The 24804-nt window shown below is 44.4% G+C and carries 20 protein-coding genes, 2 tRNA genes and 2 rRNA genes (1 of these 24 only partly in view); 8 read left to right on the top strand and 16 right to left on the bottom strand.

Annotated features, from left to right (window positions below; genetic code table 11):
* The 10 genes from ACT6R0_RS02095 to ACT6R0_RS02050 form a co-directional block, all read right to left on the bottom strand.
* Window positions 1–577, bottom strand: a 23S ribosomal RNA gene (locus ACT6R0_RS02095); it reaches 2302 nt to the left of the window's first position.
* Window positions 578–808: 231 nt separating this feature from the next.
* Window positions 809–882: transfer RNA gene (locus ACT6R0_RS02090), tRNA-Ala, on the bottom strand.
* 153 nt (window positions 883–1035) lie between these two features.
* Window positions 1036–1109 (bottom strand) — tRNA-Ile (locus ACT6R0_RS02085).
* 197 nt (window positions 1110–1306) lie between these two features.
* Window positions 1307–2822, bottom strand: a 16S ribosomal RNA gene (locus ACT6R0_RS02080).
* Together the 16S and 23S rRNA genes with 2 tRNA genes alongside form the textbook arrangement of a ribosomal RNA operon.
* A gap of 886 nt (window positions 2823–3708) precedes the next feature.
* Window positions 3709–3924: a hypothetical protein gene (locus tag ACT6R0_RS02075; RefSeq protein ID WP_444650846.1), complete on the bottom strand. Its 216-nt coding sequence runs from the start codon at window positions 3922–3924 to the stop codon at window positions 3709–3711.
* Window positions 3925–4033: 109 nt separating this feature from the next.
* On the bottom strand, window positions 4034–6787 hold the full coding sequence (locus ACT6R0_RS02070) for a carboxypeptidase-like regulatory domain-containing protein (RefSeq protein ID WP_444650845.1): 2754 nt from the start codon (window positions 6785–6787) through the stop codon (window positions 4034–4036).
* Between the two features lie 33 nt (window positions 6788–6820).
* A complete protein-coding gene (locus tag ACT6R0_RS02065) occupies window positions 6821–7660 on the bottom strand; it encodes a GLPGLI family protein (RefSeq protein ID WP_444650843.1) in 840 nt (279 codons plus the stop codon).
* 173 nt (window positions 7661–7833) lie between these two features.
* The gene (locus ACT6R0_RS02060; RefSeq protein ID WP_444650841.1) at window positions 7834–8619 is read right to left on the bottom strand and encodes a GLPGLI family protein; all 786 of its coding nucleotides are present in this window, start codon (window positions 8617–8619) and stop codon (window positions 7834–7836) included.
* A gap of 11 nt (window positions 8620–8630) precedes the next feature.
* On the bottom strand, window positions 8631–9467 hold the full coding sequence (locus ACT6R0_RS02055) for a GLPGLI family protein (protein WP_444650839.1): 837 nt from the start codon (window positions 9465–9467) through the stop codon (window positions 8631–8633).
* An 87-nt stretch (window positions 9468–9554) separates the two neighbouring features.
* Complete coding sequence (locus ACT6R0_RS02050; protein WP_444650837.1) at window positions 9555–10445, bottom strand: GLPGLI family protein; 891 nt, start codon at window positions 10443–10445, stop codon at window positions 9555–9557.
* A 121-nt stretch (window positions 10446–10566) separates the two neighbouring features.
* Here ACT6R0_RS02050 and ACT6R0_RS02045 point away from each other — a divergent pair, with 121 nt between their 5' ends.
* The gene (locus ACT6R0_RS02045; RefSeq protein ID WP_444650835.1) at window positions 10567–11361 is read left to right on the top strand and encodes a hypothetical protein; all 795 of its coding nucleotides are present in this window, start codon (window positions 10567–10569) and stop codon (window positions 11359–11361) included.
* Window positions 11361–11975 carry a deoxynucleoside kinase gene (locus tag ACT6R0_RS02040; RefSeq protein ID WP_444650833.1) on the top strand — a complete coding sequence of 205 codons (615 nt, stop codon included), beginning with the start codon at window positions 11361–11363 and terminating at the stop codon, window positions 11973–11975. Before ACT6R0_RS02045 ends, ACT6R0_RS02040 begins: the two co-directional genes overlap by 1 nt.
* A gap of 104 nt (window positions 11976–12079) precedes the next feature.
* On the opposite strand, the gene ACT6R0_RS02035 is transcribed toward ACT6R0_RS02040, so the two are convergent.
* The 6 genes from ACT6R0_RS02035 to ACT6R0_RS02010 form a co-directional block, all read right to left on the bottom strand.
* Window positions 12080–14521, bottom strand: a complete 2442-nt coding sequence (locus ACT6R0_RS02035) for a sodium-translocating pyrophosphatase (protein WP_444650831.1) — start codon at window positions 14519–14521, stop codon at window positions 12080–12082.
* A gap of 124 nt (window positions 14522–14645) precedes the next feature.
* Window positions 14646–15176: an inorganic diphosphatase gene (locus ACT6R0_RS02030; protein WP_444650829.1), complete on the bottom strand. Its 531-nt coding sequence runs from the start codon at window positions 15174–15176 to the stop codon at window positions 14646–14648.
* A 292-nt stretch (window positions 15177–15468) separates the two neighbouring features.
* Window positions 15469–16023 carry a hypothetical protein gene (locus ACT6R0_RS02025; protein ID WP_444650827.1) on the bottom strand — a complete coding sequence of 185 codons (555 nt, stop codon included), beginning with the start codon at window positions 16021–16023 and terminating at the stop codon, window positions 15469–15471.
* An 89-nt stretch (window positions 16024–16112) separates the two neighbouring features.
* On the bottom strand, window positions 16113–16595 hold the full coding sequence (locus ACT6R0_RS02020; protein WP_444650826.1) for a hypothetical protein: 483 nt from the start codon (window positions 16593–16595) through the stop codon (window positions 16113–16115).
* 63 nt (window positions 16596–16658) lie between these two features.
* On the bottom strand, window positions 16659–19151 hold the full coding sequence (locus ACT6R0_RS02015) for a DUF5686 family protein (RefSeq protein WP_444650824.1): 2493 nt from the start codon (window positions 19149–19151) through the stop codon (window positions 16659–16661).
* 66 nt (window positions 19152–19217) lie between these two features.
* Window positions 19218–20201 carry a pyruvate dehydrogenase complex E1 component subunit beta gene (locus tag ACT6R0_RS02010; protein WP_444652308.1) on the bottom strand — a complete coding sequence of 328 codons (984 nt, stop codon included), beginning with the start codon at window positions 20199–20201 and terminating at the stop codon, window positions 19218–19220.
* 267 nt (window positions 20202–20468) lie between these two features.
* Between ACT6R0_RS02010 and ACT6R0_RS02005 the strand changes: the two genes are divergently transcribed.
* The 6 genes from ACT6R0_RS02005 (at window position 20469) to ACT6R0_RS01980 (ending at window position 24804) form a co-directional block, all read left to right on the top strand.
* Complete coding sequence (locus ACT6R0_RS02005; protein ID WP_444650822.1) at window positions 20469–21215, top strand: electron transfer flavoprotein subunit beta/FixA family protein; 747 nt, start codon at window positions 20469–20471, stop codon at window positions 21213–21215.
* A gap of 104 nt (window positions 21216–21319) precedes the next feature.
* The gene (locus ACT6R0_RS02000; RefSeq protein WP_444650821.1) at window positions 21320–22288 is read left to right on the top strand and encodes an electron transfer flavoprotein subunit alpha/FixB family protein; all 969 of its coding nucleotides are present in this window, start codon (window positions 21320–21322) and stop codon (window positions 22286–22288) included.
* A 93-nt stretch (window positions 22289–22381) separates the two neighbouring features.
* Entirely contained in the window at window positions 22382–23002 is a 621-nt protein-coding gene (locus tag ACT6R0_RS01995; protein WP_444650820.1) for a bifunctional nuclease domain-containing protein, read from the top strand.
* 110 nt (window positions 23003–23112) lie between these two features.
* Window positions 23113–23937 carry a thymidylate synthase gene (locus tag ACT6R0_RS01990; RefSeq protein WP_444650818.1) on the top strand — a complete coding sequence of 275 codons (825 nt, stop codon included), beginning with the start codon at window positions 23113–23115 and terminating at the stop codon, window positions 23935–23937.
* Window positions 23938–23974: 37 nt separating this feature from the next.
* The gene (locus tag ACT6R0_RS01985) at window positions 23975–24313 is read left to right on the top strand and encodes a 2TM domain-containing protein (protein WP_444650816.1); all 339 of its coding nucleotides are present in this window, start codon (window positions 23975–23977) and stop codon (window positions 24311–24313) included.
* Complete coding sequence (locus tag ACT6R0_RS01980; RefSeq protein WP_444650814.1) at window positions 24313–24804, top strand: dihydrofolate reductase; 492 nt, start codon at window positions 24313–24315, stop codon at window positions 24802–24804. The genes ACT6R0_RS01985 and ACT6R0_RS01980 overlap by 1 nt, the downstream gene beginning before the upstream one ends.

The following is a 24804-nucleotide window of genomic DNA, read 5'->3' as shown; positions in this document are numbered from 1 at the left end:
AGAACAAGTCTGCTCCGACCGCTTGTAGGCGTATGGTTTCAGGATCTATTTCACTCCGTTATTCACGGTTCTTTTCACCTTTCCCTCACGGTACTGGTTCACTATCGGTCTCTCAGGAGTATTTAGCCTTAGCGGATGGTCCCGCCAGATTCAGACAGGGTTTCACGTGCCCCGCCCTACTCAGGATACCACTATCCATTACATTCATTACCTGTACGGGGCTATCACCCTGTATCGCCCAACTTTCCAGATGGTTCCAGTTCTTCCTGCATGAAATATCGTGGTCCTACAACCCCGTCATTGCCGTAACAACAACGGTTTGGGCTAATCCGCGTTCGCTCGCCACTACTTACGGAATCACTTTTGTTTTCTTCTCCTCCGCCTACTTAGATGTTTCAGTTCAGCGGGTTTGCCCTCCTATCGGAGTACTACATCTTCAATGTAGTGGGTTGCCCCATTCGGATATCTACGGATCAATTCGTGTGTGCCGATCCCCGTAGCTTTTCGCAGCTTATCACGTCCTTCTTCGCCTCTGAGAGCCACAGGCATCCCCCATACGCCCTTATTTTGCTTATTGTACTTTTTCAGTCTTAAAGTCAAAGGCCTAAGGTCATAAAACCCTGCGGCTTTACAACTTTCAACTTTCAAACTTTATAGACTACTTGTGCTTTCTATATTTTTCTACTTTTTGAATTTTATCTCAATATGTCAATGAACTTTTATCTGTGTGGATACGGTTATTCGTCTTTTCGGGTATTCGTTTAAAAACAAATCACCAAATCAACAAACAAACGAATCAACAGATTCGTGGAGAATATCGGAGTCGAACCGATGACCTCCTGCGTGCAAGGCAGGCGCTCTAGCCAGCTGAGCTAATCCCCCGTTTTATAGTTGACAGCTAACAGTTTTCAGTTAACAGTCCTATGCGGTTCGTCACTAAAAGTGCAACTCAACTTCTAAAATTTCCTTTTAAACAAGATATCTAAGTGCTTTTTTACCGTCAACTGTAAACTATTGACCGTAAACTTAAATTAGTAGTCCCGGGCAGACTCGAACTGCCGACCCCTACATTATCAGTGTAGTACTCTAACCAGCTGAGCTACGAGACTATTTTTATTATTTTAAATGTTGAATTTTATATTCTAAATTGTTTCAATCGACGCTGTTAAGCGCGCAGACATTCAAAATTTATAATTCACCATTCAAAATAAACTTTTTCAGCTCTCTTCTTCTTGTATTATTTTGAACTAACAGCGAGAGTAAGTGTTTCTTACCTACTATATAAGACCTGAGACCGTGTCTCTAGAAAGGAGGTGTTCCAGCCGCACCTTCCGGTACGGCTACCTTGTTACGACTTAGCCCCAGTTACCAGTTTTACCCTAGGCAGCTCCTTGCGGTCACCGACTTCAGGTACCCCCAGCTTCCATGGCTTGACGGGCGGTGTGTACAAGGCCCGGGAACGTATTCACCGGATCATGGCTGATATCCGATTACTAGCGATTCCAGCTTCACGGAGTCGGGTTGCAGACTCCGATCCGAACTGTGACCGGCTTTATAGATTCGCTCCCCCTCGCGAGGTGGCTGCTCTCTGTACCGGCCATTGTAGCACGTGTGTAGCCCAGGACGTAAGGGCCGTGATGATTTGACGTCATCCCCACCTTCCTCACGGTTTGCACCGGCAGTCTCGTTAGAGTTCCCGACATGACTCGCTGGCAACTAACGACAGGGGTTGCGCTCGTTATAGGACTTAACCTGACACCTCACGGCACGAGCTGACGACAACCATGCAGCACCTTGTAAGTTGTCCGAAGAAAAACCTGTTTCCAAGCCTGTCAACCTACATTTAAGCCCTGGTAAGGTTCCTCGCGTATCATCGAATTAAACCACATGCTCCACCGCTTGTGCGGGCCCCCGTCAATTCCTTTGAGTTTCAGGCTTGCGCCCGTACTCCCCAGGTGGGATACTTATCACTTTCGCTTAGCCACTCAAACTTGCGTCCGAACAGCTAGTATCCATCGTTTACGGCGTGGACTACCAGGGTATCTAATCCTGTTCGCTCCCCACGCTTTCGTCCATCAGCGTCAATCCATTGTTAGTAACCTGCCTTCGCAATGGGTATTCCATGTAATATCTAAGCATTTCACCGCTACACTACATATTCTAGTTACTTCACAATAATTCAAGTTCTACAGTATCAATGGCAGTTCGACAGTTGAGCTGCCGGATTTCACCACTGACTTATAAAACCGCCTACGGACCCTTTAAACCCAATGATTCCGGATAACGCTTGGATCCTCCGTATTACCGCGGCTGCTGGCACGGAGTTAGCCGATCCTTATTCTTACGGTACCGTCAAGCCTCTACACGTAGAGGTGTTTCTTCCCGTACAAAAGCAGTTTACACACCATAGATGCTTCATCCTGCACGCGGCATGGCTGGTTCAGGCTTGCGCCCATTGACCAATATTCCTCACTGCTGCCTCCCGTAGGAGTCTGGTCCGTGTCTCAGTACCAGTGTGGGGGATCTCCCTCTCAGGACCCCTACCCATCATAGCCTTGGTATGCCGTTACCATACCAACTAGCTAATGGGACGCATGCTCATCTTACACCGATAAATCTTTAATAAAGAAGGGATGTCCCTCCTATATACTATAAGGTATTAATCCAAATTTCTCTGGGCTATCCCTTAGTGTAAGGCAGATTGCATACGCGTTACGCACCCGTGCGCCGGTCTCTAGGCCCGAAAGCCTATACCCCTCGACTTGCATGTGTTAGGCCTGCCGCTAGCGTTCATCCTGAGCCAGGATCAAACTCTTCATCGTATGTTTTTAATATTTTACGATCTTTATTCAGGTCTTTCAATAATTCGCTAAGAGTCTCTTACTCTCTCTTATGCTGTCAATCCAATATGTCTATGAACGTGTCAATCTTTTATATTTCGCTAACTCCGATCGCCGTAGCGGCTCTCTGTGTTAGCGGGTGCAAAAGTACAACTTCTTTTCAAACCCGCAAGCATTTTGAAAACTTTTTTTAATTTATTTTCTCCGGCTTATCAATCAGTATTTCCAGAACTTGTTTCGCTTCCCTTTCCTCTCGGTTAGGGAGGGCAAAGATAATTTCTTTTCCCTTTACAATCCAAATCTTTTTTTACTTTTTTTTAAGCCTCCCCCTTTTTAACAATTAACCCTCCCCTGATAGAAGAAAGCCCCTGTTTATAGGTATTTGCTGCGTATCAGTCTGTCTATGAACTTTGCCTTGAATGCGGGTGCAAAAGTACTAACCTTTTCCGCTTTTCCAAACTTTTGAACAACCTTTTTTTACTTTTTTAATTAACTTTTACTTAACTTACTGATAAGACATAACTTGCAAAGAAAAGTTTTTTTGATGGATTTACCACGACCGGTACAAAGGTTTTCAAAAGGGTACAAAGGATCTTGCGGCAGCAAAAAAAGCACTCATTTATATATAATAGGTACCTAACGTTCTTTTGCAAGCCATAGGCAAGTATGCAAACATTGCATCGCTACATCGCAAGCAATTGAAAATCCGGACATTAGCCCTGACGGAGCCCGTATCCCCGCATTGGAACGGAGGGATAGAGGCGAGAGCAGGAAAACTGACGGCAAAAATGCCCAGCCATTTGCTCTGCGAAAATTAAATAAAAAAGGGCTGTATCGCTACAACCCTAATATATACACTGTATATATCTTAACCAAAAACTGATGTGAACGCGCCGTTCAGTTTTTCCTTAATGTCTTCAGGCACATTTTTAGGATACAAAAGAGCAGGCTTATCATCGGCCGACTTGCCGATAATGTAAACTTTGGAAAGCGTTTTACCTCTAAAGAAATCCTTGTTATCTTCCCGTATCTGGCATGCAAGGGAACTGAATTTTTCTTTTTTAACCTGGAAATCTGTTGCCATTTTATTGATTTTAAATTAACTGCAACAAATATAGTCATTACCTATGGATATGGTGTCGATTTATAAAATTTAGCTATAACATAAATTCAGCTATTTTCATACCGGAACATTACAGATCATATCTTACCGTTAACAGCAAATACCTTGGCTGCACCCTGTATCGTGATGTATAGGTCGAGAACTGGTTGAAGCTGTCATCATTCAGGGATGTGGTGTTGAGCAGGTTAGTCCCTCCTACTTTAAATTCCCAATGGCTGTTCTTTTTGCGATACATGATATCGGCACTCAGGAAGTCGTACTCGTTGTCACTGGTCTTATCACTATTATAATAATGGTTGTATTCGTATTCTGCCCTGATAGTGAATGAATCCCAAAAATAATAGTTCATACTGGCAAACGGCTTATGGTTGTAGTAATTATTCGTACCGTAATCGTTAACAGTAAAAGTATATCCCAGCTCAACATTAGGTATGGTCTTGTAATTTGTACCAAATGTTCCGGTATAACTTTGCGACAACTGTTCGTTCACCTGTCGGATGGAGTTGTTAATAGTCGCTTCACCACCGGCAAATTCAGGGTCGAAACGGAAGTTATTGAACTTGCTCCAGTTTATCGAAACGTTGGCGCCCGCTTTGTAATACCGCGCAAAACTTCTATTGTACCCAACATTAGCACTAAGCATTTCGTCGGCATATGGAGAATTTTCCAGCGTGCCTACCTGATTGATGCCGCTAAATGCCGAAAGGCTTTTCATAGCCTCGGCCATATGTGTATAATTTATCGCTCCAAATATCTGGGTAAAGTTGAACATGTTGTATTTGGAATACATTAATGAGTGGTTTTGGTAAATACCGTTATCCAGGTTCCTGTTCCCCTGAAAAAGCGATTTGTAGCTTGTCATCACAAGGCCGCGGGCAAAATCGGCCACATCGGTAAAATTCGTCGTCATACTATAGTTGTAGATAAGCCTCTCCGACTTGCGGATATTGTATTGGGCAAAAACATCGGGCAATACCCTCATAAAGTTATTATCAACTTTTGACCCCAACTGTTCGTTCCATACATTATACTTATGTACGGTAAAGCCAGGATTGAATTCAAAGCTTCCCGTAAGCCAGCGATAGTGCACGCCGAGGAACAGGTCGTTAAACACATAATCCACATCGTTCTTAGTGCTATCGTTCAGGTCATTCACCGTTCCGTCGTCCATTGTTTGGAAAAGTGCCGAGTTAAAGTTCTGGAAAGAGTAGGTGTTACCAAGCGTCAGGTTGATGTTGCTCTTTGGCGTTACCATATAATAGTAGTCGAGCTTGGCATCTGCCTTATTAGTTCTAATGAAGCGCTCCTGCGAAATATCGAACCGTGCGGCCGGCATGAGTCCCAATGAAAGATCAGGGTCAGAACCGGGAACAGACGGGAATGGATTATTAGCCAGGTTGGCATTGTACAGCGGGTCTTCATCCTGGTACAGGTGCTGTGCCTCAAAAGCAAAAATGTTCTTATCGTTCAGCGTGTAATATAAGTTCAGGTTTTGATTGAATGATAAAGGCTTTTGCCTCTTGCCTGTATAAATATCCTGGCTTTGCGATGTTTCGGGAAACACCTGCGACAGCAATGTGTTATCCTCCTGTTGATTTGATGTCTTCATAAAGGCATCGTAGTCAAAGTGCAGGTTGGCATTCGGCTTGTAGCTGGAACTCAGCTTGAATACCGCAAACTCGCTTTTTTGCTGTGAAGCCGACTCCGTATCCTGCGTCGTTTCGGGTTCGCCTGTTAATGGGTCGAGAAGTACGCTTCGGCTTACCGTTTCCATCTCGGTACGATTGGAGTTAATGATGGCAAATCCGCTAAGGTTCCATTTGTCAGTAACATTGTAGCTAAAGTTGCCCGCCCCAAATTTGGTCTCGATCTCCTTTGCCCTGTTATTCCGCATTAGCGAAAGCCCCAGGTCATTAGAACCTATATTAAAGGAGGTACCACTCTTTCGCATGAGGTTACGGAAGCCGCCGGTAAACTTAAAATAGTCTGACATCGTTAGCGGTAGCTCGCCCGTATTGTTAAAGTTACTAATAAAGTTAAGGCTGTACTTCGGGTTATAATAAAATATCTTTGGATTGAGGATGTAGCGTTCGCCTTCGCCAATGCTTGCCCCGGCTGCCATGTCGCCAAACCAGAAATTCTTTTTGCCGTCCTTCAGCTTGATGTTCATGGCTACGTTGTCCTCATTGTTCTGCACACCGCGCAGCTGGCTTACCTCATTATAATTACGAAGCACCTCCACCTTGCTCACGGCATCGGCAGGAATATTCTTTACGCCCAGCTTGGTGTCGCCGTCAAAAAAATCTTTGCCTTCCACCATCAGCTTGGAGACGCTCTTGCCCTCCACCTTCACATTCCCGTCGGCATCCACCTCTATTCCTGGGAGCTTTTTGAGCACATCTTCCAATTTACGCTCGCTCCCGTTGGTAAATGAATCGGAATTATATACAATGGTATCTCCTTTAATAGTGACCGGCATTTCGTGTACGATTTCCACGGCATCCAATTCGATACCGGCTTTCATGGTAATGAGCTTTACTGTATTCTCCGTTCCAGTTGTAATGGTTTCCTCATAAGGCGCAAAGCCGATGTAGCTTGCCTTTATGATATACTGGGTGTTGGCGCTGAGTACCAGCTGGAACTTACCTTTATCATTGGTAATGGCATAGGAATCCATGGCATTGGTAGCTTTATTAACAGCCATGACATTCCCCATTTCGAGCGGTGCGCCAAGCGAGTCACGCAGCACACCTTCATAGCGGATATTTTGGGAATATGAAATGGCAGATAGCAATAAAACTAAGGCAAGTAATAATTTTTTCATTGTGTGTTTGTTGGTTTATTGGTCGTGAGATCATTAGCCGCCAATACGAATGGTACGCGTAGTCGTAGTTGTTCCGGGCCTGTCGGGACCTACATCATTCATCTCCATCATTTCGTTAGATTTTTCCTCCATTATCTTATCAAACTCTTCCCGCGTTACTTTACTTCCCTTCTTCGGCGCTTTAATTTCAAATTTCTCTTTCGGGTTCAATGTTATTTTTGAACATAACAATGTAGTTTGGCCGTCGTTCACCTCAAGTATGAGGCCAGGAAGTCCCCAGTAATCACCAGGGCCGTTACCTATGGGGATATCCGGTGTGTACCATGCTGTTATCGTCATATCTCTTGGCGGGGCCGATGTCAGGGTGATAGCCTTGTCGCCTTCATCGTTTTGTTTAGCCTTAACGACAGCAGTGGCTTTAAAGCAGGTATAGTTCCCTATTTTCTTGGTGTCACCGGTCATTTTCCATTCCAGCTTATCAAGTTTATTGGTAACCAAAAATTCCTTGCCGAATATTTCCGTTTCGGTAAGCGAAGTTTGGTCTTTCAGGTTTTTGAACAATGTGCCTCCGCCATTAAAGCTGACCGATACCATAACGGTTCCGTCTCCTGAAGGCTTATTCAGTTTTTCCTCTTCTTTATATACAGAGGTTGATTTGTCAAATTTCAGGATATATGTTTTTTCGAATGCCTTTTTCAGTTGCTCCTGTATCTGGGCATTAATTTCCGGCGGGAGCGCATCCCCTTCCGTCTCTGTTTCCGCATCGTCAAAGTTGAAGCTTGTTTTAGATTCATAAACCGCTATCCCTTGGAAGTTCTGTGCAAATGATGTTATCGGCATCAATGCCAAAATGCAATAAAAATACTTTTTCATACTGTTTGTTTTTCAGTTCAGAACAAATAAACTAAATTTTTAGTTATAAAACTATTTTTATAGTTTAAAAACTAATAAAATAGTTTAGTTATTATATTAGTATTGTCATTAATACTTTGCCTGGACCGTGCAGGCCATATATCAGTTTAATCTTTTTTGCTATTTAATAAGTGTTAATGCCTGCGATCTGGACTTCGCATTTCTTTCATCTCCTCAAGTTTCTTAGCCATTATCACTCTGAACTCCTTTTCAGTTATCTTTTCCCCTTTGTTCGGCATTTTGAGTTCTACCACTTCCTTCGGATTGAGGGTCAGCTTGGAACACAACAGTGTAATGTTGTCATTGCTAACGCTCAATATCAGTCCCGGAAGCCCCCAGTAACCGCCAGGACCATGGTTCACTGGTATTTCTGGGGCATACCACGCCGTCACTATCATTTCTTCAGGGGATCCTGTGAGGTTTATTGCCTTATCCTGCACGCCTTCTGTTTTGGAGGGAAGCCGCTTTATCGTGTAGGTTGCTTTGTAGCAGGTATAACTGCCTATCTTTTTGGTTTCATTTTCCAGCTTCCATTCCCGCTTTTGAAGTGTATCTGTCACCAAAAATTCCTTGCCGAAAATTTCTCTTTCCTCGATCTCAAAATTGTTTTTAAGATCATGATACGTTTTCCCCGACACTATTCCTGCTGACACCCTTCTATTTGGGGAATCCATACTGAGCTTTTGATCTTCTTCGAACACCGAAATTGTCTTGTCAAAGTAAAGGGTATATTGCCTTTCCACCGGTTTTGAAAGCGCTTCTTTCATTCGCTCCTGCATTGCGGGATCAAATTTTTCCGATACCCTTGCTGCCGCATTCTTATGTGTGGATACCGATCCATAAACAGCAACCCCCTTAAATTCCTGTGCTACGGCAGTAAGTCCAACTGTCATTGTCAGAAAATACAAATACTTTTTCACGATAGCTGAATTTAGTTGCCAAAGGTTATAGTCGTTGTCTTGCTTCCGGGGGCAGGCGAATGCATATCCCTCATCTCCTCACCCTTTTTATTCATTATTTCAGTAAACTCCTTTTGTGTTACCTTCTGCCCTTTTTTTGGTGCCTTTACTTCAAATTTTTCCTTTGGGTTCAATATTACTTTCGTGCACAATATCTGCCTGTTATTGTCGCTTACCTCCAGTATCAGCCCGGGCAGCCCCCAATAGTTCCCGGGGCCATGGCTTACAGGGATCTCCGGGGCGTACCATGCGGTTATTACAAGGTCCTTTGGCTCAGCATCTCCTAAAATATTTACCTTCTTCTCCTCCCTGCGCTTCTTCTCTTCTTCGGTAAGCGGAACGGCTTTTATAGTATGGGTTGCTTTATAGCAGGTATAATTACCTATTTTTTTGGTTTCATTCTCCAGCTTCCAGTCATATTTGGTAAGCGTATCGGTTACCAGGAACTCTTTGCCATACATATCATTCTCACTAATACTGAGATCCTCCTTAATATTCCTGTATTTCTTTCCCATCGCAAAGCTGCCGGATGCTGAAAAATCGCCGCCGTGTGGATCGTTAAGCTTGGGCAGTTCTTCGTATACCGATTCTGTTTTGGTAAAGTACAGGCGGTACTGGTCCTCAATAGGCTTTTCGAATATTTCTTTCAGCTTTGCCTCATCGGCAGGGCTATTGCCGCCTGATGAAGTAACCGTAAATGACATATTTTTGAAAGTAAAAAGCATTTTGTACTCGGCAATGCCTTTAAGATCCTGTGCAGATAAAGCAGCTGTAGCCAGAACAGCACAGCAGAGCAGTAATTTTTTCATGATGGTTGGTTTAGGTTGTAGCTAAGAAAACAACAAATTCACCGGTTTTAGTATGATCATGAAAGAAAGATCTGCAAAAAGCACCGCTTATCCGCCAAAACGCATCCTTCTGCCTCCCCCAGGCCCACCGCCCATTTCCTGCAACTCCTGGATCTTTTTGGTCATGATATCTGTAAACTCGGCCTGCGTAACCTTTTCCCCTTTCTTAGGCGCTTTTATCTCCGCTTTTTCTTTGGGGTTAAGCACTACCTTAGAGCAAAGCAGTACGGTCTTGTCATCGGCCACTTCCAGTATCAACCCGGGCAGTCCCCAGTAGTTGCCCGGCCCCTGGCTTACCGGTATTTCAGGCGTGTACCATGCGGTAATGGTTTTCGTGTCGGGCATTTCGACCATCTCCATGAAGTTGGTTTTTTTTAGCTCATCCTCGCTTTTTTTCTTCATTTCTTCTTCAGCACCTTTCTTTGGGCGGTAATTCATCATGTTCGATTTATCAACCGGAACTTCCGCAGTCGCTTTGTAACAGGTATAGTTGCCTATCTTTTTAGATTCATTCACCATGATCCACTTAATACCCGGGAGGGAGTCGCTCACCAAAAACTCTTTCCCAAAAATGTCCTTTTCCTGCAGCATCGCTTTCGTCTTCACATTTTTATAGTGCTTACCGCCGCCGCCCATCATGGAGCCCATCATTTTAAAACCCTGTGACATAGGGTCATTCGGGCTGTCCAGCTTTTCATCTTCTTCATAGATAGATGCAGTGCGGTCAAACTTCAATATAAAGGTTTTTTCGAACATCTTTTTAACCCGTTCTTCTATCATCTTTTGCATCTCGGGGGTGATCTCTTTGTTTTGGGCACTGAATTTCTTCATGTCCTCCATACTGGTCTTTGACTCATAAGTAGCTATACCCTGAAAATCCTGTGCTGTCGCGCTCAGCATCATAAGTAATGCGGCAAATAAATAAACGATATGTTTCATACTATTTTTTGGTTTGAATGTTAGACGAATGGAAAGTGCGTTTGTTACAAAGATTCCTTATTAGATCATAGCCTAAAATTCGACCACCGGCAGCATCGTTATTTTTCCGTACTTTGTCCTGATGAAAAAGCTGGTCCCTTTCCTATTACTTTTAATTGCTACTATCGCAATGGCGCAGGATGCCGTCATTCCGGTAAAGTTGCTCAACAGTTCCAAAGCCGGGCCGGAGCGCTACCTCGGGGCTGACAGCTATGGTTGGCAATACACTGTTCTTGACAATGAGATCAGAAAGGAAAAGGACGGAAGAGTACTAAAATTCAGGGCGCTTTCATTGGGGGACATTTACCGCGCCGACCTCCAGAACCCTTTACAGGTAGTATTGTTTTACCGGAAGTTCAATACTGTTGTGCTTTTGGATAACCAGATGAACGAAACCTCCCGAATCAACTTTTCCGACATACCGCAGCCTGTCATAGCTGAAGCCGTCGGTTTAGCATCGCAAAACCGCCTGTGGGTTTATGATATCACTACACAGCAGGTCGGGCTGTATGACCTTGCGAAGGGGAGCTTCCGCACGCTGGCATCGCCTTTTAACGACGGGATCCGTTATTATCAAAATGATTATAACTACTTCTATTGGGTGGATAATGCCAATAACTGGTATGCCGTTAACCTGTTCGGGAAAGTAAATTCATTAGGGAAATTGCCTGAATTTGACCAAGTGCAGATAGTGTCGCCCGGATCGGTCATTTACAGCAAAGACGGCATCATGTATCACTTTGACCCGGTAACCGGAACACGGACGATAGTTACCATTGTGGAAAAAAGCTTCCGCAGTTTCTATTACGCAGGGGAAATTTTGTCTATTTTTACCCATTCCGAGATTATCCACTATAAAATAACTTTACTAAAATAATGCACATAGCAGTAGCCGGGAATATTGGTGCCGGAAAGACCACGCTTACAGGCCTTTTGGCAAAACATTTCAAATGGGAACCGCATTATGAAGATGTGGTGGATAACCCCTACCTTGATGATTTTTACCACCAGATGGAGCGCTGGTCGTTCAACCTGCAAATATACTTCCTCAACAGCCGTTTCAGCCAGATCATGCAGATCCGTGAAAGCGGCAAGAACATCATACAGGACCGTACCATATATGAGGACTCGCACATTTTTGCGCCCAACCTCCATGCCATGGGGCTGATGACCAATCGCGATTTTAATAATTACAAGTCACTATTTGAGCTGATGGAGAAATTCGTTGGCGCACCCGACCTGCTGATCTACCTGCGCAGCTCAATACCAAATCTTGTAAAACAAATACACAGCCGTGGGCGTGATTATGAAAACTCCATTTCCATAGATTACCTGAGCCGCCTTAACGAGCGTTACGAAGCCTGGATACAAGGATATGACAAAGGCAAGTTGCTCATCATCGATGTAGATAAGCTGGACTTTGTAAATAACCCGGAAGACCTGGGCCAGATAATCAACCGCATTAATGCCGAAGTGAACGGGCTGTTTTAAGTCAAAAAAATAGTCAGAAGAGCCGCAATGCCCGTAACGCTGCTTATAAAATAAAAGATCCCACGCCGTAATTGACGTGGGATCTTCATTTATTAGTGGATATGTTATCCTTTTCGTTCCTTTTTAAAAGCTTCGATCTGCGCGTCAACTTCGGCAGAAGTGCCCTGGAAAGTTTTCTCTTCTGTCTTTATCTCATTATTCTCTGCCAAAGTAGAGATCACAACCGTAGCCGTAACTTTCCCGCTTTCATCTTTTTGGCGCTCAATGGAGATCTCCTCACTTTTTGTCTGCGATACCAGTGCCGGCTCATTAGCAACCACTTCCGTATTTTGCGCGGCAGGTGTTGCAGAATGTTCGGCTGTTGCATGCCCACCCAATATCGGCGCGATCACCAGCCCTATAAGGCAGGTAAGCTTGATAAGGATGTTCATTGACGGACCCGAAGTATCCTTGAACGGGTCACCCACCGTATCGCCTGTCACGGCTGCCTTGTGCGCGTCAGAACCTTTATAGGTCATTTCGCCGTTGATCATTACACCGGCCTCAAATGATTTCTTTGCATTGTCCCATGCGCCTCCGGCATTGTTCTGGAACACTGCCCAAAGCACACCCGATACCGTTACACCCGCCATGTAGCCACCAAGCATTTCGGCGACCAACTGATAGTTATCAGGATAAATAAGCATTCCTAAAAGAACTATAGCGATAGGGAAACCTATGGTAAGGATGCCCGGAAGCATCATTTCGCGAAGTGCGGCTTTAGTAGAGATCTCTACGCATTTGCCATACTCGGGCTTACCCGTACCTTCCATGATTCCAGGTATCTCACGGAACTGCCTCCTTACTTCATATACCATATCCATCGCTGCCTTGCCTACAGAGTTCATTGCCAAAGCTGAGAACACTACCGGGATCATGCCACCCACAAAAAGCATTGCCAGTACCGGCGCCTTAAAGATGTTGATACCATCAATTCCTGTAAACGTTACATAAGCAGCAAAAAGTGCCAGCGATGTCAGGGCCGCAGAAGCAATGGCGAAGCCTTTACCCGTAGCAGCAGTGGTGTTACCTACTGAGTCCAAAATATCGGTACGTGTACGCACTTCTTTAGGGAGTTCGCTCATTTCGGCAATACCCCCTGCGTTATCAGATATTGGCCCGAAAGCATCGATAGCCAGCTGCATGGCGGTTGTAGCCATCATTGCCGAAGCTGCCAGTGCCACACCGTAGAATCCTGCAAAGGCATATGAGGCCCAAATGGCTCCGGCGAAAAGCAATACGGTTGGAAAGGTAGAGATCATACCTGTAGCCAAACCGGCAATAATATTGGTCCCTGCTCCCGTACTCGATTTTTGTACGATGGCGAGTATAGGTTTTTTTCCAAGGCCTGTATAATACTCTGTCACTGATGAAATAACACCGCCCACAAAAAGGCCCACAAGTGTTGCATAGAATACCCTCATAGATGCTATTTTCTGTACACCTTCACCATAAAATTCCATTTCCATAATTTCAGGAAGCATATATTTTACCAGGAAGAAACAAGATATCGCCACAAGAATGATCGATACCCAGTTACCCACATTAAGCGCGCCCTGTACCTCTGCTTCCTTAGCATTATTATCTTTAATGCGCACAAGCAATGTCCCTATTATGGAGAACAGGATACCGAAACCGGCGATCGCCATTGGTAAAAGGATCGGCCCTATGCCACCGAAAGCATCGGTCCACGAAGGGTTGGATGCTAATATATCCCTCAACACATAATTACCCAATACCATCGCGGCAAGCACGGTCGCTACATACGAACCGAAAAGGTCGGCACCCATACCGGCAACATCGCCTACGTTATCGCCCACGTTATCAGCAATGGTCGCAGGGTTACGCGGGTCATCTTCAGGAATGCCCGCTTCCACTTTACCTACAAGGTCGGCACCTACGTCCGCAGCCTTGGTATAAATACCCCCGCCAACACGGGCAAACAATGCGATAGATTCAGCACCCAGCGAGAATCCCGCAAGTGTCTCCAGCACTATGGTCATGTCCATGGTATTGGTCCAAACGCCACCCATAAAATAATGGAAGAAGAAAATAAAGAAACCTGTAAGGCCCAATACGGCAAGCCCGGCAACGCCAAGGCCCATAACCGTTCCACCTCCAAAAGATACTTTTAGTGCCTGCGGAAGGCTGGTGCGTGCGGCCTGTGTGGTACGAACGTTGGTTTTTGTAGCTATCTTCATACCCATATTCCCTGCCAGCGCGGAGAAAATGGCCCCGAAGATAAAGGCCACTACGATAAGCATATCTGTAGTAGGCACTATATAGGCTATAACGGCAAGCGCGATACTCGCTATGATAACGAAGATGGTCAGCAATTTATATTCTGCCTTCAAAAAGGCAAGGGCTCCTTCATAGATGTAATCCGAGATCTCTTTCATTTTCCCGTCCCCGGCATCCTGTTTAAGCACCCATGATCTTTTAACTGCCATAAAGAGCAGCCCTACAACGGCCATAATGATCGGCACGTAAATCATAATTGACTCCATAAAATAAAGGTTTATTTGGTTTTGAATTTGTTAATATCTTGTAAATGTAACAAAAGCAAAACAAAAAAAGCAACACTCTTTTAAAGAATGTTGCTTTTTAATGGAGTATTTATAAAGGAATACCTTATTTTATACTGAAAAGCTCTTCAGGCTTGTTTTCAAGCGCCTCGAAACGCTCAATGCAGGCATCGATGATATCGTAAGCCTCATTAACGTCTCCCCAGCCTTCTACATCAACCTTTTTATTTTCAAGGTCTTTATATACCTGGAAGAAGTGTTCGATCTCCTTTATGCGGTGTGGGTTAAGGTCGCTAAGGTCATTGTACTTGTTCCATATAGGGTCTGATACCGGTACGCATATTATTTTCTCATCCGGCCCTTTCTCATCAGCCATGTGGAAAACACCGATAGGCTTTACTTCCACAACACATCCGGGAAAGGTAGCTTCATGAACCAGCACCAGAACATCGAGAGGGTCGCCGTCCAGGGCAAGCGTTTCAGGAATGAAACCGTAATCGGCAGGGTACATCATCGATGAAAAAAGCATCCTGTCGTATCGTATCTTCTTTAATTTGAAATCGTATTCATATTTATTCCTGCTCCCCTTTGGGATCTCGATCAGCACATCGAATGATTTTAATTTTGCAGCTGTCATATCTTTACTGTTTTTTCTTATTTAGCGGGTGCGAAAGTACTGTAAAAATTGTTGACGAGCAAAGTTTTATCCGCTAAAGATCCAGCAAGATCAATACTTTACAAAAACTTAATGACAATAAAAATGAGACTGGAAATGCTGAATTTTAAGGGTTGTCAAAATTTTAATAATATTATTTCACTTAACACAAAAAACCTAAGCCGAAAATTTGAATACGTCACAACAGGCATCTTTTGGCTAAAATGAAAAAGCCCTCAAAAGAGGGCTTACTTATATTATAGTATAGTATTGATCACAGTTCTGTTTCTGACTTGGTACAATCAGAGATACACCCATTCTCATTACAAATAGGGACTTTTTTACCATCAATGTATAAATACTCAAGGTTGCAGCCTGACGCACATCCTCTGCAGCTCACCGTTTTTGGTGTTACCCCAAAACTTTCATCAAGCTTAAGAAGACCTGTAGAACCTCTTGTAAGCATCACGCCAATAGAGGTACCCCTCCTGTCAGTCGCTATCAGCATATGTGATGCATGGCCGGGATCGTTTAAAGCAGTCCTTACTTCGATCTTGATCGTTTCCAGAGTTGTAGGAAAAGACACGGCCTCTTTATTAATGATATCCTGAAGATCGGCAAGAAGAGAATTACTATCAGCAGTTATCACATAATCACCTCCTCCAACATCTTCACCGATAATGCCATTCCATACCGATGACCTGTTCTCTCTTTCAGGAACTATAGCGGATGCATCTGTAGTAAGGTCTATGTCCGATTCGCTGGAACAAGAAATTAGGGATCCAACAAATAAAAGGCAGGCAGCAGTTTTTAGTAATGATTTTTTCATGGCGGTTGAGTTTAGTATCCTATTACGAAAGTAATTCATAAAACACAGTGCGCCGCCCAATGAAATGTTAATTGTTTTACCAGGTCACATTAGCGTACGCCGATTTCATTTTTTTCACAATCTGCACACGATGAACATATTAACCTCGTAGTGCCGTTCGCATTTTTGGCGACCGGAAGACAACCACCCTCGCATTCGCCCTTACAGATCACCAACACATAAGAGCCGGTATCCTTACCGGATGAAAAGTAAAATTTATCTTCTTTAAGCTCAAGCAGCGATGCTACCATTGCCGTTCCTTTATCGGTGCGGGCAACTAACATGTAAAACTCCTCTTGTGTATCTCCTTCTGTTTTCCCTTTTACCACTTCAAATGCAGTAAGCCTGGAGCCATCACCCATATTACTTTCCCAGGAACTTGCTATGCTGGCCTCATCGACCATACTGAGCACTCCGTTCTTATTTACAGCAACGGCCTGTTCAGGATCAGCATTTCCTGTAATGTCGGTACCGGATCCTTGTTTACAGGAGATTAACGCAAAGACGAATAACACAGCGAACAGATGCTTCATAAACTTGATCATATAGGTTGGTTGCGGAACGAATTTACAAATTTTTTGTTAATAATCACAAAATTAAAAGTAGAAGCCAAACGAACCTTTTATCGCAAATTTATTAGCATCAGGAAGGTTCAGGTAGCTTCCCCTCCAGGCAAAGTCGAGCCTGAACACCTTAAAGATATTGCCGATACCGGCATGATACTCCCAATACACATCTTCAGGAGCACGGTACTGGATGTTCGAAGCGTTCAGCCTCACATTGTCATCACTTACAGTTCCGTATACACCTTTTACTCCAATGATCTCGCGCAGGTTCAGGTCACGTAGCCCTGGGATCCTCGAAAACAGCCTTCCGTTGAAATTGTGCTCAAAATGCAGCGAGACATATTCATCGGCTACGAATTCGTAGTAGTTCATCAGGTTATACGTATTCTCGATTATGAACCATGACTGGTTACCCGGTACAACGCCCATCAGGCCAAGCGGCACCTCCCCAAATATCTTGCCTGCTTCAAGAGTAGTGAACAATCGGCCAAAACCACCTACCAATACCGGCTGCCTGTAGAAGAACTGAAGCTTTTGGTAGTCGAAGTCGCTATCGAAAATGCCTTTCACTCCCTGAGAGAAGTTCAGGAACAGACGCGCATAGTTAAGGTCAACATCCGATCGTTCCACACCATAGCCAATAGTCCTGCGGCCGGGTGTGTAATCTATCTGGGCATTATACTCATATTGCTTAACAAAGCCTTTAGTGCCTTTTGAGGGATCCCATGGGTCTTTGTAATAATCCAGGCTGAAAGTAGGCGATGCCGATTCCAGAGTACGATAATTAATGCTGGTGCGAAGCGTAAAATTTTTAACCGGCTCTATCTCGACACCAACAGTACTGAAGTTGACAGACGTTAGCTTACTATTATCACCACTTGCAAAAAGCGACGATGATGCAAAACTCCTGCCAAGCACATCGCTGGTCGCTGTAAGGCTGACCCCTATCTGTTCAACATCGCGCCTGTTGCCCGCCGATATGATCAGGCGTTTCTTTTTATCAAGCATCCACTTACCCGATATTCCGTACTTAAATTTATTGTCTTTGAAGCCATAAGCGGTATACCCTTCGATCCGCCAAGGGTCATTTTGCCCAAAATAGGTCCGCCCACCGGTCCGTAGCCGTATGCCTTCCACATCATTATATCCAAAAGAGGAGAAAATTGGTCCATAGTCAAAGTTGCCCATCTGGTAATAACCGCTGCCCAAGGTTGCGACTAAACTGTACAATCGCTTAAATTTAGGGACGGTTTTAAGGGTATCAAGCATTTTATACACACCCCGTTCATCATTATTGAGCGACTCGAACCGATTCTCCTCCCAATATTCGTCGGATCGTCGATGGATCTCGTCATCATAATAATTTACCTCAGCAGCATAAAAATTATCTTCTTTCTTTTTATCGAAAACATAATCCCTGAACAAGGTAGTACGCTTGCCGTAAACCCCTTTTGACTCATCTTTCTTATTAAGTGCAAAGTCGCTCATCATGTGGTCGCGGCTCAACAGGAAAACCGAATCATTGAGCACCTCGAATTCCTGCTCTATATAAATATCCTTCACCCAGTTGATGTTTGCGCTCTTACTGGCCGCCATCGCTATCTTCTTGATGGCAAAAGTGGTATCGTTCACCCAAAAGTTACCTTTAAATGTCAGCTCGCCCTTTCGCCTGGGATAAAATACAATATTGTAGCACCACTTCTTATCGATATAAGTACTGTCGGCCAACACATAATTGTACACATTAATACCCGTGCGCGACAGCGGGCTCACGAAATCCTTGTCAAAAAATTTGAGGTAGTTATCGTAGATGTCATAGTCGGCATATAAGTCTTTTACAAAAGCTATGATCTGCTGATTGTTGCTAAAACCGGAATTTTTGTTAGCACGAACGATCTCTTTTTTCCTGTTGCGGGTGTTATCGCCATACACATTGCTCAACGCTTCGTTAATGAAGATCGGCAGGTAGGTTTTTCCGGTAACGCTTGAGGTATCTACATGGTCGAAGATAAATTCCATGCCGCGGAATATTTTGCTCTTCATGAAAGCACTGTCAATACTGTTCATATCAAACTCCACCTTTTCATACTTATCGTATTCATACTGCTTGAACATTTTAAGTCCGTTCTTTCTGCGGCGTTCCCATATCTTGCGGAGTATGTCGATGGCGGGATTGTTCTTTTTAGAAGTTTTACCGGTATAAAGCACTACTTCCTTAAGCTCCTGAACTTCGCTCAAGACGATACTCATATCATAGTTCACAGCCTTATCAAGAGTAATCTCTTTATTCCCATAACCCATGGACGAAACGAGAAGCGCCCCCTGCGTATCGGGCGACTCCAGGTAAAATTTACCGTTCTCATCGGTGATGGTACCCTTGCTGGTACCTTTAAAGGAGACATTAGCAAAAGGCAGTGGCTGTTCCTTATCGTCTAAAACGATGCCACCTACCTTGGTTTGCGCAAAAAGCGATGTCGAAAGGAGCAGGAATGCCCCCAGTAAAAACAGTATTTTTCTTTTCATATAGGCTTAAACAAAAAACTTCATCAAATAGTATGATGAAGTTTCAAATATAATCGAATTATCGGATTATTTATACATAACTTTTTTCACTGCTTTTATAACATCTGTTGCGTTCGGAAGCCACTCTTTCAGCAAGGCCGGAGAGTATGGCGCAGGTGTATCGGCAGTAGTGATACGCTGGATAGGCGCATCAAGGTGATCGAATGCCCTTTCCTGTACGATATACGTGATCTCAGAAGCCACGCTTCCGAAAGGCCACGCCTCTTCAAGTACCACAAGGCGGTTGGTTTTCTTAACCGAATTCAGGATAGTGTCATGGTCCATAGGACGGATGGTCCTAAGGTCGATGATCTCGCAGCTGATACCTTCTTTTTCAAGCTCATCTGCAGCAATGAACGCCTCCTTTAATATTTTTCCGAAAGATACGATGGTCACATCCTTGCCTTCACGCTTTATATCGGCAACACCAAGGGGGATAGTGTACTCACCATCGGGCACTTCGCCTTTATCACCATACATCTGTTCCGATTCCATGAAGATGACCGGATCGTTGTCACGGATAGCCGACTTTAAAAGCCCTTTACAATCATAAACGTTCGACGGCACTACAACTTTAAGCCCCGGTGTATTGGCAAACCAGTTCTCAAAAGCCTGGGAGTGCGTTGCTGCAAGCTGGCCCGCAGAAGCGGTAGGCCCACGGAACACCATCGGCATGCTGAACTGGCCAGCCGACATTTGGCGCATTTTAGCAGCGTTATTAATGATCTGGTCGATACCAACCAGTGAGAAGTTGAATGTCATGAATTCAACAATAGGCCTGCACCCGTTCATGGCGCTTCCTACCGCGATGCCGGCAAAGCCAAGTTCGGCAATAGGCGTGTCAATTACCCTCTTTGCCCCAAACTCATCAAGCATTCCTTTTGAAGCTTTATAGGCACCGTTATACTCGGCTACCTCTTCACCCATTAGGTATATGGTTTCATCACGGCGCATTTCTTCGCTCATAGCTTCGCAAACGGCTTCCCTGAATTGTATCGTTCTCATGTAAATGTTTTTCGGATTAAATGAATGGCAAAAATAAAAATTTTAAATTATTTATCGGGTGCCTTTTACCAAATTAATGGCAAAGGCAAAGGTTTATCACAATCCGAACAATATTCGCAATAATAAGAGCTTATCAGGTTATTTTTTATGATTATCAGATTTTAAAGTTGTAATTTTTGGAAAAACACTATTTATTATGCATGCATAGTTTTTTATTTCGATAAAAGTATTATTTTCGTAACCAGAAAATAATCAACTTCATACCATTAAAATATGAAAATATTAGTTTGCATCAGCCACGTACCTGATACTACTTCCAAAATTAATTTCACCAATGGCGACAGCGAGTTTGATGCCAACGGTGTACAATTTGTAATAAACCCTAACGATGAATTCGGATTAACAAGGGCAATATGGTTTAAAGAACAACAGGGCGCAAACGTTACAGTGGTGAACGTGGGCGGACCGGATGCTGAAGCGACACTAAGGAAAGCTCTTGCTATTGGTGCAGATGAGGCCATCCGTGTGAACGCTAATCCAACCGACGGATTTTTTGTTGCAAAGCAGCTTGCCGAAGTGGTAAAACAAGGCGGCTATGATCTAGTGATCGCTGGTAAGGAATCGCTTGACTACAATGGCGGAATGGTTCCGGGAATGCTTGCAGGCCTGCTTGGTTTCGACTTTGTGAACTCATGCCTAAAGCTTGAAGTTACAGGTACGGATGCCAAAGCGGTACGCGAGATCGATGGCGGAAAAGAAACGCTTAGCGCTAAGCTTCCATTGGTAATCGGCGGGCAAAAAGGACTTGTTGAAGAGAAAGACCTGAGGATACCGAATATGCGCGGTATCATGATGGCGAGGCAGAAAGCCCTTGCTGTAGTTGAGCCAACAGACGTTGCTCCTGCCACAAAAGCAGTGAAATTTGAGAAACCTGCTCCTAAATCAGCCGTAAAACTGATAAGGCCTGATAACCTTGATGAACTTATTAACCTGTTGCATAACGAGGCTAAAGTTATTTAACTGTCAATTTGGTAATTCGTGGATTTGTTGATTTGTCACCAAACACTACGGATACCGCACTATCAGATAAACGAATTAACGAATCCACAAATAAACAATAGACTATGTCGATCTTAATATATGCTGAATCAGCAGAGGGCAAATTCAAGAAAACAGCTTTTGAGCTTGCTTCCTACGCAAAAAAAATAGCCGGCGAGACCGGAACTTCAGTTACCGCCATCACCATCAACGGCCCTGAGGCATCTGCACTTGGACAGTACGGTGTGGACAAAGTGCTTAACGTGAAATCGGATAAGCTTACTGCATTCAACGCAAAGGCTTACGCAGACGCGATTAAGCAGGCAGCCCAAAAAGAAAGCGCTAAAATAGTAGTGTTCTCTTCTACTACTGACAGCCTTTACATTGCCCCGCTTGTAGCCGTAGCACTTGAGGCCGGTTATGCATCCAACGTAGTAGCGCTTCCTGAAAGCCTTACTCCTTTCCGCGTGAAAAGGAATGCGTTCTCTAACAAAGCGTTCAACTTTACCGAGATAAACACAGACGTAAAAGTTATTGCTATCGGTAAAAACTCATACGGCCTGACAGAATCTAACGGGGCTGCGGCTTCAGAAGAATTCAGCCCATCACTTAACGATAATGACTTCTCAGTGAAAGTAGAGTCGTCAGAAAAAGTAACAGGAAAAGTAACCATCGCAGATGCTGAAGTAGTAGTGTCGGGTGGCCGCGGACTTAAAGGCCCTGAAAACTGGCACCTTATCGAAGACCTTGCGGCAGCGCTGGGTGCGGCCACGGCCTGCTCAAAGCCGGTATCTGACCTTGGCTGGAGACCTCACAGCGAGCACGTTGGCCAGACAGGTAAGCCGGTAGCATCTAACCTATACATTGCTGTAGGTATTTCGGGTGCGATACAGCACATTGCGGGTATCAACTCCTCGAAGGTAAAAGTGGTGATCAACCCTGATGCCGATGCTCCTTTCTTTAAGGTAGCGGATTACGGAGTTGTGGGAGACGCGTTTGATATACTCCCGAAACTGACTGAAAAAATTAAAGCTTTCAAGGCTCAAAACTCATAATTTTATTTTAAATTGTGCCCTCTAAAGGGCTATCCGGCACGTGATAGTTTTATCTTTGCCGGATAGCCTTTTTTTGTTACACGCAAGAGATATATGAGCCTAGTAAAACTTACTATTAAAGGGATCTCCTACAGCCAGACACAAAATGGCGCGTATGCCCTGATACTTAATGAAGTGGACGGTGAACGGAAATTGCCGATCGTGATAGGCGCATTTGAAGCCCAGTCCATCGCTATTGCCCTGGAGAAAGAAATAAAGCCGCCAAGGCCGCTTACCCACGACCTGTTCAAGAACTTTGCCGACCGTTTTGACATTGTGGTAAAACAGGTGATCATCCACAAATTGGTTGATGGTGTATTTTTTTCGAGCATTATTTGCGAACGCGACCGCATCGAGGAGATCATTGATGCCCGAACATCGGATGCCATTGCACTGGCACTACGTTTTAACGCCCCTATATTCACCTATAAGAATATTTTAGACAAAGCCGGAATCTACCTGAAGATAAACCCCGAAGAACAGGAAGGCGGCGAACACGAGATCGACGACGTACTTACACCACCGCAAACCTTTGGCACCGAAAGCGCTCCTACAGGAGGCTATTCACAATACAGCCTTCAGGAACTGCACGAACAGCTGGAAAACGCCGTACAGAACGAAGATTATGAGAAGGCAGCAAGCATCCGCGATGAGATATCGAAGAGGGAAAGTTAACAGCCGCCTAACCCCCAAAGGGAGAATCCAATTGGAGCGCTGAGATTTTGAGAACGAAAAATATTATTTTTAACGATAAAATTCCCCCTTTTGGGGGTTAGGGGGCCGATATGAAGCAGTATTTAGACTTAGTAAAGCACGTTTTAGAGAATGGTAACCAAAAAGGCGACCGCACGGGTACGGGCACGATAAGTGTGTTCGGGTACCAGATGCGATTTGATCTTAGTGAGGGATTCCCATTGGTCACTACCAAAAAACTGCACCTTAAGTCGATAATACATGAATTGCTTTGGTTCCTGAAAGGCGAGACCAACATCGGCTACCTCAAAGAGAATGGCGTTAAGATATGGGACGACTGGGCCGACGAGGATGGAAACCTTGGTCCGGTGTACGGCCACCAATGGCGCAATTGGGACGACAAGGAGATCGACCAGATCACCGAACTCATCGAAACCCTGAAAACCAACCCCAACAGCCGCAGGATGCTCATTTCGGCATGGAACCCAAGCGTGCTGCCGGACACTTCCATATCATTTGCCGATAATGTAGCCAATGGAAAGGTAGCACTGCCGCCGTGCCATGCGTTTTTCCAATTCTATGTTGCCGATGGCAAACTTTCCTGTCAACTCTACCAAAGGAGTGCGGACATCTTTTTGGGTGTTCCGTTCAATATTGCCTCCTACGCGTTGCTAACACTGATGATCGCACAGGTTTGTGATCTGCAGCCCGGTGATTTCGTACATACGTTCGGGGATGCGCACATTTACAATAACCACATCGAGCAGCTGGAACTGCAGCTCAGCCGTGACCCAAGGCCATTGCCTGTGATGAGGCTTAACCCGGAAGTGAAGAATATCTTCGATTTTAAATTTGAGGATTTCACACTGGAGAACTACGATCCGCATCCACATATTAAAGGAGCAGTGGCAGTTTAAAATATTTTGCTATCTTTAGTTTCCTAAAACAGGATCTATGGAACCAAGTCAGCAGGAACTTTATGAATATGCCCGGAAACGTGTTAGGGACAAAAAACGCGTGTACTTCCACTTCATACTGTTTTTTGTATGCAGTATCTTCTTTTATATCATCAACAAATGCCTGGATGTTGACCCGCAGGACGACTGGTACCTTTGGGCGATAACCGCATGGGCATTCATTTTTGTGATGCATTTCATCAAGGTATTCGTCACCGAGAGCTTCATCAACAAAAAATGGGAACAGGAACAGATCACCAAATTGGTAGCCCGCCAGGAGCGTCGCATTGCCCAACTCGAAAAGAAGATAGAAAAAGATAACAATATTCCCCAATAATGACCCTTACCCTCATTGCCGCCGCTGCGGAGAACAATGCACTTGGCAAAGACAACCAAATGATATGGCACCTGCCGGACGACTTTAAGCGTTTTAAGCAGCTTACCACCGGCCACTACATGGTCATGGGCCGCAAGACCTTTGAAAGCCTGCCCGGAATGCTACCCAACCGTACGCACGTCATCATTACGCGCCAAAAGGATTTTACCGCCGAAGGCTGTATTATCGTTAACAGCCTTGACGAAGCCATTGCTTCCTGCCCACAGGATGAAGAGGTTTTTGTGATAGGAGGCGGGGAGATCTATAAGCAATCCATTGAGAGGGCAGACAAAGTGGAGCTGACCCGCGTGTATGGCATATCTCCCGAGGCCGATGCTTTTTTTCCGGAAATCGATTTGGCTAAATGGGAGCTGGCAGAGGAAATTTTTCATCCGAAAGATGAAAAGCATGCGTATGTTATGGCGTTTCAAACGTGGATAAAACATATATAA

Source organism: Flavobacterium sp. (genome assembly GCF_052437795.1).
Taxonomy (GTDB): Bacteria; Bacteroidota; Bacteroidia; order Flavobacteriales; family Flavobacteriaceae; genus Flavobacterium.
Note: the sequence above shows the minus strand (reverse complement) of the source record. Positions and strands in the feature narration are given on the sequence as shown.

Bases quoted from the DNA above. Each gene is read 5' to 3' on its own strand.
- ACT6R0_RS02075 (WP_444650846.1), bottom strand. From the start codon at position 3,924: ATGGCAACAGATTTCCAGGTTAAAAAAGAAAAATTCAGTTCCCTTGCA.
- ACT6R0_RS02070 (WP_444650845.1), bottom strand. From the start codon at position 6,787: ATGAAAAAATTATTACTTGCCTTAGTTTTATTGCTATCTGCCATTTCA.
- ACT6R0_RS02065 (WP_444650843.1), bottom strand. From the start codon at position 7,660: ATGAAAAAGTATTTTTATTGCATTTTGGCATTGATGCCGATAACATCA.
- ACT6R0_RS02055 (WP_444650839.1), bottom strand. From the start codon at position 9,467: ATGAAAAAATTACTGCTCTGCTGTGCTGTTCTGGCTACAGCTGCTTTA.
- ACT6R0_RS02050 (WP_444650837.1), bottom strand. From the start codon at position 10,445: ATGAAACATATCGTTTATTTATTTGCCGCATTACTTATGATGCTGAGC.
- ACT6R0_RS02045 (WP_444650835.1), top strand. From the start codon at position 10,567: ATGAAAAAGCTGGTCCCTTTCCTATTACTTTTAATTGCTACTATCGCA.
- ACT6R0_RS02040 (WP_444650833.1), top strand. From the start codon at position 11,361: ATGCACATAGCAGTAGCCGGGAATATTGGTGCCGGAAAGACCACGCTT.
- ACT6R0_RS02035 (WP_444650831.1), bottom strand. From the start codon at position 14,521: ATGGAGTCAATTATGATTTACGTGCCGATCATTATGGCCGTTGTAGGG.
- ACT6R0_RS02030 (WP_444650829.1), bottom strand. From the start codon at position 15,176: ATGACAGCTGCAAAATTAAAATCATTCGATGTGCTGATCGAGATCCCA.
- ACT6R0_RS02025 (WP_444650827.1), bottom strand. From the start codon at position 16,023: ATGAAAAAATCATTACTAAAAACTGCTGCCTGCCTTTTATTTGTTGGA.
- ACT6R0_RS02020 (WP_444650826.1), bottom strand. From the start codon at position 16,595: ATGAAGCATCTGTTCGCTGTGTTATTCGTCTTTGCGTTAATCTCCTGT.
- ACT6R0_RS02015 (WP_444650824.1), bottom strand. From the start codon at position 19,151: ATGAAAAGAAAAATACTGTTTTTACTGGGGGCATTCCTGCTCCTTTCG.
- ACT6R0_RS02005 (WP_444650822.1), top strand. From the start codon at position 20,469: ATGAAAATATTAGTTTGCATCAGCCACGTACCTGATACTACTTCCAAA.
- ACT6R0_RS02000 (WP_444650821.1), top strand. From the start codon at position 21,320: ATGTCGATCTTAATATATGCTGAATCAGCAGAGGGCAAATTCAAGAAA.
- ACT6R0_RS01995 (WP_444650820.1), top strand. From the start codon at position 22,382: ATGAGCCTAGTAAAACTTACTATTAAAGGGATCTCCTACAGCCAGACA.
- ACT6R0_RS01990 (WP_444650818.1), top strand. From the start codon at position 23,113: ATGAAGCAGTATTTAGACTTAGTAAAGCACGTTTTAGAGAATGGTAAC.
- ACT6R0_RS01985 (WP_444650816.1), top strand. From the start codon at position 23,975: ATGGAACCAAGTCAGCAGGAACTTTATGAATATGCCCGGAAACGTGTT.
- ACT6R0_RS01980 (WP_444650814.1), top strand. From the start codon at position 24,313: ATGACCCTTACCCTCATTGCCGCCGCTGCGGAGAACAATGCACTTGGC.